Genomic DNA, 15,448 nt, shown 5'->3' with positions numbered 1-15,448 from the left:
AGACAAGCAGTTTCCGGTCACTAGAACATCAGACACCATGACTTTCTGTCGTCACAGATGCCGTTTCCCGTGATTTGTTCAGCCTTTTGTCCAGCCATGCCACCGCCTCATCGATATCAGCCTCGTAATGGACTGCTGGCGGCTTCATGCCATGCACGAACAGATCGCGGCGGATGTCGTGTTTTGTTCCGCAAAAAACGATCTGCCCGCCACGCCCGCGCACCTTTTGCACAAGTCCGGCCAATGTATTTGCCGCCGTTGAATCCAGAAATGGCACAGCCGAGAAATCAACAACCAGAGCACGACGTGTATCGCCTATACGATCAAGTACCGAGCCGAATGCGGCTGTCGCCCCGAAGAAAAAGACACCCGAAATCCGAAACACAACAACATCGGGATCGCCAGCCGACACCGCATCGCTATTGGGCGCAACCAGCGTGCTGTCTGCCAGATCTTCTGCAACAAACGGGGTGTGGCTTTCGACATCTGCCATGCGAGACATCCGGCGAATAAACAAAACCGACCCAAGCGCAAAACCGACAATGATGGCTTCGAGCAGATCGCGAAAAACGGTGAGCAACAACGTCGTCAATAAAACCGCCGCATCGCCGCGCGATGACCGCAGCAATGTAAAAATCGCGTGTTTTTCGATCATGTTCCAGGCCACAACGGCCAACACACCGGCAAGACATGCCAAGGGAATGAAACTTGCCAGCGGAGCCGCAACCAGAATGAACACCAATAGGAAAAACCCGTGCAGGATACCGGCCACCGGTCCATGCGCCTTGGAACGCACATTGGTTGCCGTACGCGCAATCGTGCCGGTCACACAAATCCCGCCAAACAATCCCGATGCAACATTCGCGACCCCCTGTGCCACCAGTTCACAATTTGACCGGTGTCTGCGCCCCGTCATGCCGTCCGCGACAACCGCAGACAACAGGGATTCAATCGCCCCCAAAAGCGCAAATGCAATCGCATTGGGCAAAACGGCCTGCATCTTGGCAAAGCTGATCTCCGGGAGCGACGGCACAGGCAAACTGTCGGGAATTCCACCAAAGACACTACCAATGGTTGAGACCGGCAGATTGAAGAGTGCCGTTGCCGCAGCCGCGCAAACAACCGCAACCAGCATACCGGGCCAATGGGGCCGAACATGTTTCAATCCGACAATGATCAGAATGGTCAATCCGGAAAGAATGACCGTTGTCGCATCCGTTCCCGGCAAGGCGTTCCAGATAACCGGGATCTTGTCCAAAAGCGGTCCGGGCTCTTTCCCTTCAAGGGTCAGTCCCAGAAGGTCCTTGATCTGGCTGGCAAAGATGATGACAGCAATCCCGGCCGTAAAGCCGACCGTCACCGGATAGGGAATGAACTTGATATAGGTCCCCAGACGCAACAACCCGATCAGGACAAGGATGATCCCGGCAAGGATCGTGGCCAGAAGCAAGCCATCCATCCTGTGTTCCTGAACCGTTGCCGCGACAAGCACGATAAAGGCCCCTGCCGGCCCCCCGATCTGAAACCGGCTGCCCCCCAGAAGGGATACCAGAATACCGCCGATGATCGCGGTATAAAGACCCTGTGCGGGCGTAGCCCCCGATGCAATTGCAATCGCCATCGACAGGGGCAACGCAACGATTGCCACGGTCAGCCCAGCAATGGCATCGGCGCGCAAATGCGCAAGCCCATAGCCTTCGCGAAGAACGGTTACAAGCTTCGGCGTAAACAGGTCGACAAAACCCGGCTTGCGATGCCGTTCGTTTGTAGATGTTGCTGTCTTCATTTCCCGTTGCAACCTTGTGGATATTGATTGCACAAAACCAATGCCCTATCGGGCACCCGCATTTCCCGTTTGGCAGAACATGTTCACCATGCCTTCTGCACCGGATAAAATCCCGAAACCGAAGCTAGTCGTCGCCCGATGACCGGATGACCGGTTCTTTCAGTCGCACGCCCCGACCAGTAGCAAGACTTGGGGCCTGCTCCCCGATCAATTCAACCCCCGCACGATCAAGGGCCTCGATCACCTTGGACAAGGTATCGACGACTCCGCGAACATTTCCGTTACTGGCTTCCATCCGCTGAATGGTCGGAACAGAGACCCCTGACATTTCCGCCAGCATTTTCTGATCAATCCCCAAAAGGGCCCGCGCCGCGCGCATCTGTCCGGCTGAAATCATCAAGGTCCCTTTCCCAAAGGCAGGCCATCATTCTTTAGGGGGCAAATCTAGCACCTGAGAAATGATATTTCAAAGTAAATAAGTGATGTTTTAAACATCAACACTGCCATATTTTATAAACATGGTTCTTTTCATCCCGCCGTCCACACCCGCCCCGGATTGTCAAACACAGGACAGCCAGCAAACCTGACCAAACGGTCAGCGGCTTTTCTTTGCGCTTTTGGACAGAAAGCGTTAAGAGGTCGGCAAATATTCGATCCGAGAAGGGTATATCCGCCATGACCAACGAAAAACCGACCGCGCATTGCACCTATGCTGCGAAGACCGTCGCCAAGATTTTGCTTGATATTGGTGCGGTAAACTTCCGCCCGGAAGAGGCCTATATCCTGACATCCGGCTGGGCCAGCCCCGTCTATATCGATTGCCGCAAACTGATTTCCTTCCCGCGCGCACGTCGCAAGGTCATTGAACTCGCCGCCCGTCAGGTATCCGATGCGGCTGGCTACGAGGCCTTTGATGCGGTTGCTGGCGGTGAAACGGCTGGTATCCCCTATTCCGCATGGCTTGCCGATGCGCTTGACCTGCCAATGCAGTATGTCCGCAAAAAACCCAAGGGCTTTGGCCGCAAGGCGCGTATCGAAGGTGACATCCACGAAGGACAGCGCGTTCTTCTGGTCGAAGACCTTGCCACCGACGGCGCATCGAAAGTCAATTTCGTCAATGCCATCCGCGAAGCCGGTGCCGAGTGCAAACACGCCTTTGTCGTCTTCTTCTATGACATCTTCGAAGGTGCGCTTGACGAACTGCGCAAGGACGACATCGAAATGCATTACCTTGCAACCTGGGCCGATGTTCTGGCCGTTGCCGAAGAAGGTGAATATTTCAGCAAGGAAGCCATCGAAGGCGTGCGTTCGTTCCTGAATGATCCGATTGGCTGGTCCAAAGCCAATGGCGGCAAGCACGACTAAGCTGCAACAAGCCCAAAAGACAAAACGCCCGCGGGTTCAACCAAGCGGGCGTTTTTTTATTGCCTTTATTGCGCATCACAACGCAATCACATCATCAGCTTGGTGGCGCAAGCACGATGTTGTCTTGTGGTATCATGCGTAAACGGTTTGCCAGATATCCGTCCTTGCACGCGATGAATTCGTGCAGTTCCCGATAATAGGTGGCGGGCACTGCGTTTCGGACCGTCTCGTGCTTGGCCAAATCGCTTGCCCAGCCACGCAACCCGGGAAAACCGGCAAACAGATCCCGGTTCAGCCCGACCGCGACCAGCGCAAAAGGCCGAAAAACCGTCGCAAAAACGATATCGAGCATCGAAAGCTCTTTGCCCGAGTCCAGGGCCTGTGGCAGCACAAGACCGGACACAATCGACATCTGTTTGTGGATCTGATGCATCGTTGCATCGACGCTGTTTTCAGACAGATCGCGATAAATCAGATCTGCGGTGAGGGATAATAACTTATCCCCAATCGCAACCACCGCCTGCGCCAAGGCAAGGTCATAGGCATCTGTCCCACACGGTTTTTTCCCCGTTATTGCCTCAAGGTATTGGCAGATGGCGGCGGCCTCAAACAAGGTCCGCCCATCATCAACCACCAGAACAGGAACATTTCCGGTCGGGCTTAGTGCCAGAAACCAGTCCGGCTTGGCATCAAGGGGAATGTCTGTGCGTTTGTGGGCAATGCCATTTTGCGCCAGAACCATCGCGACACGCTGGACATAGGGGCAAAGCCGGTGACCGATCAAATGATACGATGTCATCAGTTCATTTCCCGCAGCATCACAACCAGTCATCGCCCTAGCCCATATGATGGATGTTGAGTTTGTTACCATCCAGATCGCGGAAGTAGGCCGCGTAAAACCCGTTTTCGTGGCGTTGCCCCGGCTCACCTTCCGACATCGCACCAAGCAAGACCGCCTTCTTGTAAAGCGCATCGACCTGATCACGCGACGCTGCTGAAAGTGCGATCATCGTGCCATTTCCAACGGTTGCCGCATTCCCGTCAAACGGAACATGCACCGAAAATGCCGGGCTGTTTTCGCCAGCACTCCAAACGATAAAGTCCGGCTGCTCAAAGACGCGCTGCGCACCAAAATCGGCAAGCAATGCGTCATAGAACGCGCCCGAACGGGATAAATCATTGGTGCCGAGTGATGTGTATCCGATCATGTTTTCTTTCCTGACATATGAAGGTGAATTCCGTATGCCGACCACCGTAGGTAATTTCAATTTTGCAATACATAGGCAGTTTTGTAGTATTTGATTGCAAATTTGAAATGAGGCATTCGGTGGATTGGAACTACATCAAGTCATTCCTTGCCATTGTCGAAACGGGAAATCTCGAACAGGCAGCACAGAAAATCCGGGTAAGCACCACCACGGTATTTCGCCATATCCACGCCCTGGAGGAGCAAACCGGAAGCCGGTTGTTTGATCGAATACGCGGTCAGTATCACTTGACCGACACGGGAAATGAAATGCTCGTTCCCGCCCGTCAGATCATGAATAGTTTCGATACCATCAGCACCCATGTTGCCGGTGCCGATACTGACCTTGGCGGGCTGGTCCGATTAACCGCCCCGACCAGTTTTTCATATTTTCTCTTGCCAGATTGCATCGCCAAACTTCATCAACGCTGGCCCGAAATTCAGGTGGAATTGCTCGCCAGCAATCTGGAATTCAATATGACACAGCGATATGCAGATATCGCCATTCGCGTTGCGGCAAACCCGCCAGACCATCTCGTTGGCACCGAAGTCCGGAAAATTGAATGGGGCATATACGGCGCAACAGGAAAATACACACCGGACGGGCTAGACACGATGTTCGATCACACGTTCATCGGTGGTGCAGGAAACCTTGTGGGTCACGCGACGTTCAAGTGGCTCGATCAACATATTCGCAAACCATACAAACAGCGAACAGATGATCTGATTGCCATGGCGCGACTTGCACATGCGGGATGTGGCCTTGCCTGTTTGCCAGCTGATCTTGCCCGGCCCGGTTTGCAATTGCTGGCAAAGCTGCCTGATGTTCCTGCAAACAGGCTTTGGGTTTTGACCCATCCTGATCTGCGCCATATTTCGCGCATCCGCGAAACCATGCGCTGGATCAGCAAGTCCTTGAAAAATGATCCTCGGCTGAATCTTGCACAGACTTAGGTGTTTGGCGCACCGAACATCGCAATGATGGATTGTTCATCCTCGCAGACTGGACAGCGTGAACAACCACGTTCAATATGTTCCCAAGTAAAAGCAAAGCCATAGACCGAACTATGGCAGATATCCGGGACAATACACAGACGCGATCAGGGCAAGATTACCCGACGGTCAAAGGAGCAACCCATGTCGATGCACAAGACGGCCAAATGCCTGACCATGATTGCAATGGGCTTTGCCTTGTCTGGCTGTTTGCTTGACGCCAAGGAACCGGTCACGGTTGCCAATGAGTCCCAGACGCTGGTCACGCCCTGGGGCGCACCATCATCAACACGCAGTACCGCAACGAGCAGCAACGACAGCAATCTGGTGATGATGGAAGACGCCAACCGCAAGGCACTTGACCAGATTCAGCAAAAACAGATCGACGAGGCGCGAATTGCCCTCGGCATCCTTGACCGCATGGCAAAGCGTTGCGTTCAGGATGGCGATGCTGCGGCCTGCGCGACACTTCAGACCAATTGGGCACCCCTGTCGCAACAGTTGCATAAAACCCTGTCGATGATGGCCGGGGACAGCATGCAGATACCGATGACCGATCCTTCAAATGATCCATCGATGATGCCCGCAAATGACAGTCCGCCAAGGCCTCCGGCTCCGGCTCCGGCTCCGGCTCCGGCAACGAGTGCGCCTGCAGGCGATAGCGACACCCCGACAATGGAAAAGATCATTCCCATGAGCAGTTCGGGCTCGGACGGCTGAAGACCTTTTCAACTCAATGAGCTGCACTTTGAGATAGAACAAAGAAAACTTCCGGTTACTTCGATATCGTGCTTGGCATGACGTTTAGACCTGTAGGGTTTGGCACCGTTCCGGTCTGCGCCACGTCTTTTATGCAACGGAGATCAACCTATGTATCGGGATATTCTTGTTCACATCGACACCTCGCCAGCGTGCAAGGAACGTCTTTCGGTCGCATTGAAAATCGCAAAGGCACAGAACGCCCATCTGACGGGTCTGTATCTTTTGCCATACCCCGAAATTCCGCGTTTCATGGAAGTTCAGATCACCGAGGAAATCATCTCCCAGCAGCGCGCAGCCATGGCGGAAACCGGCAACGTTGCACGCAAGGAGTTCGAAAGCACCTGTGAGGCAGCAGGCATTTCGTTCAGTTGGCAGCAGACTTCCTGCCCGGCATCCGAAATTGCCGAAACCACCGCCATGTATGCCCGCCACCACGATTTGACTGTCCTGGGGCAGCGCGACCCGGAAAGCTCCGATCCGTGCTCGGTCTCTGAAATGCCTGACAAGGTTATCCTGACATCTGGCGCACCGGTGCTTGTCGTTCCCTATGTCGGGCGTTTTGACGCCATTGGCGAACGCGTCATGGTCGCATGGAAGCCTTATCGCGAGGCCGTTCGTGCGGTAAATGACGGTATGCCGTTCCTTGAGAATGCCAAATCTGCGCTGGTGCTGTGTGCGGATCCGAACAAGGGTGCGCGCGATACCATGCCGGTGCCGGGCACCAATGTAACCGCACGCCTTGAACGCCATGGCATCAAGGTTCGCCGTGAAACCATGAATGCAACCGGGATCAGCGTTGGAGATCTGTTGCTGTCGCGTGCGGCGGATGAAAGCATCGATCTGATCATTTGTGGTGCCTATGGCCGCCCGCGCCTGCGCGAATTGATGATGGGTGGTGTCACCCAGCATCTGCTGCGCCACATGACGGTTCCCGTTCTGATGTCTCATTGATCCCTTTTGATCAGTCTGCACAATCGCAAAGCTGTAAAACCGGTCAGGAAACTGGCCGGTTTTATGCTTTTAAAGTCGATTTCCGGATCAAAGATCAGACACGGCACAGGAAAGAGTTGCGCCGCAAAACGGTAGGCTTAAAGTGCAATAAACTGCTTTCGGGTTTCAGGGACCCATATCAAAATACAGAGGTTCGAAATGACCATCGACGCCACCAACGTCAATCCGACCATCCCGGGCAATTCCGATGCCAGCCGCGATGTCGCAAGCTATCTGCATCCCTATACCAATCTGGTCACGCACGAAAAAACCGGCCCGCATATCATCACGGGCGGGAATGGTATCTATGTGACCGATGACAGTGGTCGCAACCTGATCGAAGGCATGGCCGGCCTGTGGTGTGCGTCCCTTGGCTTTAGCGAAAAGCGTCTGGTTGACGCCGCGACCAAGCAGCTCAGCACCCTGCCCTATTACCATACCTTTGCGTCCAAAAGCACAAACCCGGCGATTGATCTGGCAGAGAAGCTGCTTGAACTGGTTCCGGTCCCGATGTCGAAGGTCTTCTTTGCCAATAGTGGCTCGGAAGCAACGGATTCTGCGGTCAAGATGGTTTGGTACTATCACAACGCCATCGGTCAGCCTGAAAAGAAAAAGATCATTTCGCGCAAGAAAGGCTATCACGGTGTCACCGTTGCAGCTGCGTCAATGACCGGTCTTCCGGGCAACCACAAACTGTTTGATCTGCCGATTGATCGTATCCTTCATACCGACACCCCGCATTACTGGCGCGAAGCGCAGCCGGGCGAAGAGGAAGAAGATTTCGCAACCCGCCTTGCCGAACAGCTTGAAGACCTTATTCAGGCCGAAGGCCCCGAAACCGTCGGTGCCTTTATTGCCGAACCGATCATGGGGGCCGGTGGCGTGATTGTTCCGCCACGCACCTATTTCGAGAAAATCCAGGAAGTCCTCAAACGCTATGACATCCTGTTCATTGCCGATGAAGTGATTTGCGGCTTTGGCCGTACCGGGCGGATGTTTGCGACCGAGACCTTTAACCTCAAACCGGACATGATCACGGTCGCCAAACAGCTGTCATCGGCTTATCAGCCGATTTCAGCCCTGTTCATCAATGACACGATTTATCAGGCGGTCAAAAAGGGCTCCAACGAGGTTGGCACCTTTGGCCATGGCTTTACCTATTCCGGCCATCCGGTTGCGGCAGCAGTTGCCCTTGAGACTCTTAAAATCTATGAAGAAGACGGCATTATCGAGCATGTCCGCAATGTCATGTCGCCGTTCCAGAAACGCCTGAAAGACCTGAACAAGTTTGATCATGTTGGCGAAACCCGTGGTCGTGGCCTGATCGGGGCGTTTGAACTGGTTGCAGACAAATGCGCAAAAACCCCGTTCGAGCCTTATGGCGCTGCGGGCAAGGCCGTTGCCGAGGCCTGCCTTGAACAGGGCGTGATCCTGCGTGCATTGGGTGACACGGTCGCCTTCTGCCCGCCGCTGATCATTACCGAAGACCAGATCAATGACATGTTTGATAAGGTCGAAGCCGGTCTGGCGGCTTGGCATGCAACCCGGTAGGCAATCACTTTTTCCGGTGTGAGTCACACTTGACGCTTACATCCCGTGCAATCAAACCGGTTGCACGGGATTTTCCATTTTACGTCATTTGCAATGAAGAGCGCCGAAAAAATAGAAAACACGGCACCGACAACCAACAGTCAATTGATTTTTCCTATAACTAAAATCAATATAATTGTGACGGCAAAGGCGTTCAAATCCTTGCCAAATGAAGCCAATAGGCCCAAATTGAAAACTGTATTGAGATGGGGTGAGCCCGCATATCCCGCGATGGCGCGCCTCTTGGGAAAAGATCGACAAACGAGAGACGGAACACCTTCTCTGTTCGAACGGTTCCAAACTAAACTGGAATCGCTTTAATTTTTGACAAGGGTCAATGCCGGATCGGTCGCCATGTCCGATAAGGGAATAATCAAGCCCCGGTCAAAACAGACAGATATGTTCTGATCAGGTTCCTGATCCGGGCGCTGACAGAGCTTTGTGACCAACCAGTCTGGTCACACAGAGACAGGCGAAAGAACCAAAGATGAATTATAACAACTTCTTCAAAGACGCATTGTCCGGCCTGAAAGCAGAAGGCCGTTATCGCGTGTTCGCCAACCTTGAACGTATTGTCGGCAAATTCCCGAAGGCCATGTATCATCCCGGCAACGGCGAAGCCCCGCGTGAAATTACTGTTTGGTGTTCTAATGACTATCTTGGCATGGGACAGCATCCGAAAGTAATTGAAGCGATGCAGAATGCCATTACCGGCCAGGGTGGTGGCGCAGGCGGTACGCGCAATATTTCCGGTTCCAACCATCTGCATGTCGCGCTTGAGCAAGAGCTCGCCGATCTGCATGGCAAGGAGGCCGCCCTTTTGATGACGTCGGGCTATGTCGCAAACTGGACGACGCTTTCGACCCTTGGCTCCAAACTTCCTGATTGTGTGATTATCTCGGACTCGCAGAACCATAATTCCATGATCGAAGGCATGCGTCATTCCAAGGCCGAACGCCGTATCTGGGAACATAATGACGTCGAAAATCTTGAAGCGATCCTTAAGGATATCGGGCCCGAGCGCGCCAAGATTGTCGCTTTTGAATCCGTTTATTCGATGGATGGCGATATCGCCCCGATCGGTCAGATCCTCGATCTTTGCGAAAAATACAATGCGATTTCATATCTGGACGAAGTCCATGCGGTCGGTATGTATGGTCCGCACGGCGGCGGTGTTGCCGAACGTGACGGTGTCATGGACCGCGTTGACATCATTCAGGGCACCCTTGCCAAGGCGTTCGGTGTGATTGGTGGTTATATCGCGGCCAAGCCGGAAATCGTCGATTTCGTTCGCAGCTTTGGCAACGGCTTCATCTTTACCAGTTCCCACCCGCCAAGCATTGCAGCTGGTGCATTGGCATCCGTCCGTCATCTCAAGAAAAGCAACGAAGAACGCCTTGCCCAGAAGGAACGCGCAGAAACCCTGCGTGAACGCATGCGGGCTGCGGGTCTTCCGGTAATGGATGCGCCAAGCCATATCGTGCCCTTGATGGTTGGCGATGCCGCCATGTGCAAGGAAGCAAGTGACCGGCTTCTGTTCGAACATGATATCTATGTTCAGCCGATCAACTATCCGACGGTGCCGCGTGGCACGGAACGTCTGCGCTTTACCCCCGGCCCGCTTCATGACGACGCGCTGATTGATCACCTGATCGACTCGCTTCTGACCGTTTGGGGACAGCTGGGAATTTCCAAGGCAGCCTGACGCCAAAAGCAAATGACAGATCAAAGGCCGGTGGCATATGCCCCGGCCTTTTTTCGTGATCCGGGTGAATTGCGACACCGTAAGTCAGATCATTGACGTCTGACATTTGCTTTCGCGACGGGGCGCTCTATATTGAGGGTCCGCAAACCGATCACCCGGCCATAACTGGCAAGATCGAACTTGCAATTAAGAACCGTTCGCGTTAACGTCGGACCTGTGATCAATCAGGGACCGCATCATGTATTCGGATAGAACCTTGCTTCCCAAAGAATGTCTGCGACTTTGTGCGCTTGGCACCCTTGCCCTTTCCGACAAACCGATCAGCTATGCTGATCTGGCCAATTCGGTGCGCCATTTCATGTCCCACATCATGGGACCATCGCTTGATATGATGGGAAGCTCCCTTCAGCTTCTGAAACTTGAAGGTCTGGTCAAGGAAGACACATCCAACGGATCCTTTTCCGATGCACAACTGAGCCTGACACCGGCTGGCCATGAGAAATTCATCGAACTGATGCAAGGTAACCTGCGTGACACGTCGGGTGAACTTTCGCGTCTGATCATGGCGCTTAAAATGCGGTTCCTGCATCTGCTTGATGATGACATTCGCGCCGAACAGGTCGAGATCCTCCATGATGTCTGCGAGCTTGATCTGGACCGTGTTCTTGCCCTGCGCGAAGAACATGCCAGCGAAGCCGGAAACTTTGCCGGATGGCTCGAAATGGAAGTAAAACGTCTCGAACAAAAGCGCGACTGGCTCAAAAGCCTGTTGGCCTGACGCATTTTCCCGTTATAGTCGTGATTGAAGGCTAGCAGGAAGCAGGTCTAACGTCACAGGCAGGGACGGAAAATGTTGATACGTGAAGAAACCGAAGACGACTTCGCGGCAATTAATGCGCTGTTGGCCAGTGCATTTGAAACGGCCCCTCACAGCCAGCAAACCGAACATCTGATTGTGGATGCTCTCAGACAAAGCGGTAAATTGACGCTTTCGCTAATTGCCGAAGAAGACAATGAGCTTGTCGGTTGCATTGCCTTTTCACCTGTCCTGATCAATGGCAAGAAATCCGACTGGTACGGGCTTGGCCCGGTTGCCGTCACCCCGGATCGTCAGGGTATGGGCATCGGATCGGAACTGATCCAAAGTGGCATTCGCCATCTGCGCGCCAATGACGCGCGTGGCTGTGTGGTCCTTGGAGAGCCGAACTACTACAGCCGGTTCGGCTTTGCCACCCTGCCCGATCTGAAACTTGATGGCGTGCCCGACGAATATTTCATGGCGCGACCACTGGTCGATGAGATCCCCCAAGGGATGGTGGAGTACGACCCGGCATTTGCAATTGCACCCAAAACATAAGGCAGCCACACCGGGCTGCCTTTCGCATTTGGCCGGATATCGGTGACATCATCAGTAAAGATGCTGCCCGCCAGTCACAAAAATCTCGGTCCCGGTGACATAGCTGCTGTCATCGCCGACCAGATAATGAACCGCTGCCGCCACATCTTCGGGCGTGCCCATGCGGTTCATCGGGATACGTGGCACCAGTGCCTCATATTCCGGGGAAATCATATCGGTCTTGATCTCGCCCGGTGCCACCGCGTTGACGCGCACCCCAAGCTCGGCAAATTCTACAGCCATTTCGCGCGTCAGCCCGGAAAGTGCCGCCTTTGATGTTGAATAGGCAGAGCCGGCAAACGGATGCACATAATGGCCTGCGATCGATGTGATGTTGCAAATCGCCCCTTTGCCGCGATGAAGTGCTGCGGCAAATCCACGCGACAGGGTCAGCGGGGTAAAGAAGTTCAGCTCAAACACATCTCGCCAGGCTGCAATATCTCCATTCAAACAGCCCAGCCGTTCCTTGTAGGGCGTTTTGGGTGACACGCCGGCATTATTGACCAGTGCATGCAGCGGATCGTCACCAAGCACTTCATTGGCCTGCGCAATAAAAGTTTCGACATCTTCGGGTTTGGAAAGATCGGCACGGATATGAATACCCTGTGCCGGATCACGCGGACAGCTGGGCGGCGGCGCTTCGCGTGAACAACAAATCACCCGCCAGCCACGTTTGGCAAAATATCCAACAGTGACATGGCCGATGCCACGGCTGGCACCAGTCAGAACGACAGTTTTCGGGGCGCTAGTGGTCATTTATCCTGCTCACTTCCAAGCTTGGGCATGCATCCATGCTTTTGATTGCCCTCTTATAGCATTCCGTTGCCAAACCCTTGAAGAAAAAGCCCGAAATCCGTCATTTTTTTGGCTGCATCAATTGCAAACCGAAACCATGCCTGTTTGGCATGTCTGGTGAAAATCGCTATGATCCGGGGATAATGCGAACAAGGGACTCAAATGTGCAGCCGATTTGATCTCAACAGTGATATCCGGGCATTTCAGGTTCAGCTTGCGCTGGATATGGAAAATATCCGTCGCATGGCAATGGACGAGAATAATAACGCACTCTATGAGCAGGACAACGCATCAGACGATCTTGAAACCGCGTTCGACAGCCTGACCGGCACAAGACGACCAACCGACCCGATTGCGGTTATCCTGCCAGATCGCACGATAGCCATTCGGTCATGGGGGTTAAGTGTACCCGGTCTGAAGGCGCCGATGATCAATGCCCGATCTGAGACACTTGCCGAAAAACCGACTTTCCGCCCTCTTCTGGAACGGCGGTGCCTGATTCCGGCAACCGGCTGGTATGAATGGCGCAAGGACGGCTCATCAAAACACAAGAACCGGATCACCCTGCCCGATCATCAGCCGTTTTTGTTTGCCGGGCTGGAAAACGGGCATGAGGCCACCATCATCACCTGCGCCCCGTCTGCATCAATTGCGCATATTCATAACCGCATGCCTGCGGTTATTGGCCCCAGCCACCTTGCCCATTGGCTTGATCCGGCGATTGCATTTCGCGACCTGCACCACATGCTGGCCCCGTTGCCAGATCATGTCTTGTCCTGGCACGAAGAAACAGCGCGTCCCGACAATGCCGATCAGGATCAGAACCAGATTGATCTGTTTTCAAAATAGGATGGACTGAATCAGTTCGAGCGATCCGGTCGACGAAAGGTTTTAGTCCAGATCGACATCGTTGGCGGCACAGGGTGTTGCACCGCATCCACGAACAGTGCTGCCATATCCCGTGTTCCCGGCAACGACCGCGCCAAGATCAGGAAGCCCGATTTTGGGGTTATTGAGCTCTTGCGCCAGATCCTCGGACATGGCTGCGAAATCAATGATATCGCGCAATGACAACATGGGAGTTCCCCTGCCAGACGTTTCTTTTCCTCGGTGCGAAACGCCTCGTTTATCGGGGTTCCGTCTTTGTAAGATTTCCGTAACCCTGTCGTGAATTGTTCGCGAGTGCAACAAAAAAAGGCGCATTTTCATGCGCCTTTCCCTGTTTGCCTGTGCAAACCGATAATTTAAATTCGTGATTTCAGGCAGTTATCATCACCAAAACGTCAGTGCATTATCCAAAGGGGCAATGTGCATCTTCCCAGCATATCCTGCGTAACACCGCCAAGGATCATCTCCTTGAAACGCGAATGGCTGTAGGCACCAAGAACAATGGTATCTGCCCCGCATTTTTCCGCCTCGGAAATCAAGGCATTAGCAACGTTCGACGTTTCAGTGTTATCGACAACCACGGCTTCGACTCCGTGCCAGCGGAACTGTTCGGCCAGTGCCTTGCCACAAGCCCGGCCATAGGGCACATCCCCGATGCTGACAATCGTGACTTCCTTGGCACTGCGCAGAAGCGGCATCGCCGAGGTGACGGCACGTGCGGCCTCTACACCGCCATTCCAGGCAATCATGACCTTCTCGCCAACCGTCGCAGGCGACTTTTCCGGCGCAACAAGGATCGGGCGGCCCGTTTCCATAAGTGCGGCATCAAAGGTCAGGGATGCAGACGCTTCCTTGGGATCGCGTCCGATCACGACAAGATCAAACAGCCGACCTCGACGGGCAACAGTTTCATCCTCGCGACCGCTATCCTTGCGCCATGCACAGGTCGGTTTGGCATCGCTGGACGGCACGTCGGTCGCTTCAACCCCCGAGGCTTTCACAGCGGCCTCAAAGGATGCCTTGCCACTGATTTCGCGCTTTTCGGTTTCGTTTTCGGCCGCACGGATCATTTCTTCGATGATCAGTCCGGACATGCCTTCGCCAACAATCGGAATTGCGTCCTGCGGTTCGGCTGCGACGAACAACGCTTCAAGGTGGGCGTCAAACCGTTTGGCCATCCGAAAAGCCGTTTCCATTACTCTTTCATCAATGGCCGTCCCAGCCACTGGAGCCAGAATTGTTCGTATTGCCATTTCTCACACTCCCGCCAATCCGTTTGATAACCGCGCAGCCCGGAAACCGGGTCGGGTTCATTTCAAGCCAGTGTTAAGTCTGCAATTTTTCAGTGCCATTTTCTTTGTTCAAGATCAAATCCCGGCAAACATCATGAACATTCATTCAAATACCGTACATTTGATCAGATTTAGTGAAGCCTAACACACAAAATGATTGTATCATCTATGGTTGTGATTACGATGGCGGTTTCAATATCAAACCAAAATTTTCGCCCTTCAAAAAACCGCAAATTTATGACAATGGGCGAAGTGAAACATTGAACTTAGAATGGGTCGTCTGCCGAATGGATTATGAAGCACTCCATGAGAATGCCCGCGAAGCAGCGGAATTTCTCAAAACCTTGGGCAATGAGTGGCGCCTGATGATCCTGTGTTCGCTCGGGGATCTGGAAAAGTCTGTCGGCACGCTGGAAAACGAGCTGGGCATCAAACAGTCTGCCCTGTCCCAGCATCTGGCACGGTTGCGCCGCGAAGGACTGGTCAAAACACGCCGTGATGCTCAGACAATCTATTACTCCCTTGCCAATCCCGACATCATGAAGATCATTGCCGTCTTGCAGGAAACCTTCTGCCCGCCGGAAGAAAACGCTTAAAGGCTGTTTCCCCTCTGACAAAAACAAAAACGCACAAAGTCCCC

17 protein-coding genes are annotated in these 15,448 nt (G+C 53.5%); 10 read left to right on the top strand and 7 right to left on the bottom strand.

The genetic code is table 11. The features are described 5' to 3' along the window. Window positions 1-28: 28 nt before the first annotated feature. Window positions 29-1,786, bottom strand: coding sequence for a SulP family inorganic anion transporter (locus tag WA318_RS08030; RefSeq protein WP_336080527.1), 1,758 nt, complete (start codon window positions 1,784-1,786; stop codon window positions 29-31). A 124-nt stretch (window positions 1,787-1,910) separates the two neighbouring features. Further along, on the bottom strand, window positions 1,911-2,183 hold the full coding sequence (locus WA318_RS08025; RefSeq protein WP_114098737.1) for a helix-turn-helix domain-containing protein: 273 nt from the start codon (window positions 2,181-2,183) through the stop codon (window positions 1,911-1,913). A gap of 278 nt (window positions 2,184-2,461) precedes the next feature. Here WA318_RS08025 and WA318_RS08020 point away from each other — a divergent pair, with 278 nt between their 5' ends. Continuing rightward, window positions 2,462-3,151, top strand: coding sequence for an orotate phosphoribosyltransferase (locus WA318_RS08020; RefSeq protein WP_114098739.1), 690 nt, complete (start codon window positions 2,462-2,464; stop codon window positions 3,149-3,151). A gap of 94 nt (window positions 3,152-3,245) precedes the next feature. On the opposite strand, the gene WA318_RS08015 is transcribed toward WA318_RS08020, so the two are convergent. Next, entirely contained in the window at window positions 3,246-3,950 is a 705-nt protein-coding gene (locus tag WA318_RS08015) for a glutathione S-transferase family protein (protein WP_336080526.1), read from the bottom strand. A 37-nt stretch (window positions 3,951-3,987) separates the two neighbouring features. Next, window positions 3,988-4,359 carry a VOC family protein gene (locus tag WA318_RS08010; protein WP_336080525.1) on the bottom strand — a complete coding sequence of 124 codons (372 nt, stop codon included), beginning with the start codon at window positions 4,357-4,359 and terminating at the stop codon, window positions 3,988-3,990. Between the two features lie 119 nt (window positions 4,360-4,478). Here WA318_RS08010 and WA318_RS08005 point away from each other — a divergent pair, with 119 nt between their 5' ends. The 7 genes from WA318_RS08005 (at window position 4,479) to WA318_RS07975 (ending at window position 11,794) form a co-directional block, all read left to right on the top strand. After that, entirely contained in the window at window positions 4,479-5,351 is an 873-nt protein-coding gene (locus WA318_RS08005; RefSeq protein ID WP_336080524.1) for a LysR family transcriptional regulator, read from the top strand. A gap of 183 nt (window positions 5,352-5,534) precedes the next feature. Further along, entirely contained in the window at window positions 5,535-6,110 is a 576-nt protein-coding gene (locus tag WA318_RS08000; RefSeq protein WP_336080523.1) for a hypothetical protein, read from the top strand. A 150-nt stretch (window positions 6,111-6,260) separates the two neighbouring features. Then, on the top strand, window positions 6,261-7,103 hold the full coding sequence (locus WA318_RS07995) for a universal stress protein (protein ID WP_114098743.1): 843 nt from the start codon (window positions 6,261-6,263) through the stop codon (window positions 7,101-7,103). A 198-nt stretch (window positions 7,104-7,301) separates the two neighbouring features. Next, window positions 7,302-8,693, top strand: a complete 1,392-nt coding sequence (locus tag WA318_RS07990; RefSeq protein ID WP_336080522.1) for an aspartate aminotransferase family protein — start codon at window positions 7,302-7,304, stop codon at window positions 8,691-8,693. 526 nt (window positions 8,694-9,219) lie between these two features. Beyond that, window positions 9,220-10,437, top strand: coding sequence for a 5-aminolevulinate synthase (gene hemA, locus WA318_RS07985; protein ID WP_336080521.1), 1,218 nt, complete (start codon window positions 9,220-9,222; stop codon window positions 10,435-10,437). A 238-nt stretch (window positions 10,438-10,675) separates the two neighbouring features. Further along, entirely contained in the window at window positions 10,676-11,215 is a 540-nt protein-coding gene (locus WA318_RS07980) for a hypothetical protein (RefSeq protein WP_114098746.1), read from the top strand. Between the two features lie 72 nt (window positions 11,216-11,287). Continuing rightward, entirely contained in the window at window positions 11,288-11,794 is a 507-nt protein-coding gene (locus WA318_RS07975) for a GNAT family N-acetyltransferase (protein ID WP_336080520.1), read from the top strand. Between the two features lie 51 nt (window positions 11,795-11,845). Here the strand turns inward: WA318_RS07975 and WA318_RS07970 are convergent, their stop codons facing one another. Further along, window positions 11,846-12,589, bottom strand: a complete 744-nt coding sequence (locus WA318_RS07970) for an SDR family NAD(P)-dependent oxidoreductase (protein WP_114098748.1) — start codon at window positions 12,587-12,589, stop codon at window positions 11,846-11,848. Between the two features lie 201 nt (window positions 12,590-12,790). Here WA318_RS07970 and WA318_RS07965 point away from each other — a divergent pair, with 201 nt between their 5' ends. Next, window positions 12,791-13,477 carry an SOS response-associated peptidase gene (locus tag WA318_RS07965; protein WP_336080519.1) on the top strand — a complete coding sequence of 229 codons (687 nt, stop codon included), beginning with the start codon at window positions 12,791-12,793 and terminating at the stop codon, window positions 13,475-13,477. Window positions 13,478-13,519: 42 nt separating this feature from the next. Here WA318_RS07965 and WA318_RS07960 read toward each other — a convergent pair whose 3' ends face one another. After that, window positions 13,520-13,705 (bottom strand): hypothetical protein, encoded by a 186-nt coding sequence (locus tag WA318_RS07960; protein WP_114098750.1) that lies wholly within the window; start codon window positions 13,703-13,705, stop codon window positions 13,520-13,522. A 206-nt stretch (window positions 13,706-13,911) separates the two neighbouring features. Beyond that, window positions 13,912-14,712 (bottom strand): universal stress protein, encoded by an 801-nt coding sequence (locus WA318_RS07955; RefSeq protein WP_336080518.1) that lies wholly within the window; start codon window positions 14,710-14,712, stop codon window positions 13,912-13,914. A gap of 383 nt (window positions 14,713-15,095) precedes the next feature. Here WA318_RS07955 and WA318_RS07950 point away from each other — a divergent pair, with 383 nt between their 5' ends. Further along, a complete protein-coding gene (locus WA318_RS07950; RefSeq protein ID WP_336080517.1) occupies window positions 15,096-15,404 on the top strand; it encodes an ArsR/SmtB family transcription factor in 309 nt (102 codons plus the stop codon). The last annotated feature ends 44 nt before the right edge of the window (window positions 15,405-15,448 follow it).

Origin of the sequence: Thalassospira sp. CH_XMU1448-2, from assembly GCF_037027285.1 — a bacterium.
In the GTDB taxonomy this organism is placed as follows: domain Bacteria; phylum Pseudomonadota; class Alphaproteobacteria; order Rhodospirillales; family Thalassospiraceae; genus Thalassospira; species Thalassospira profundimaris_C.
This window is presented reverse-complemented; position numbering and strand designations above follow the sequence as displayed.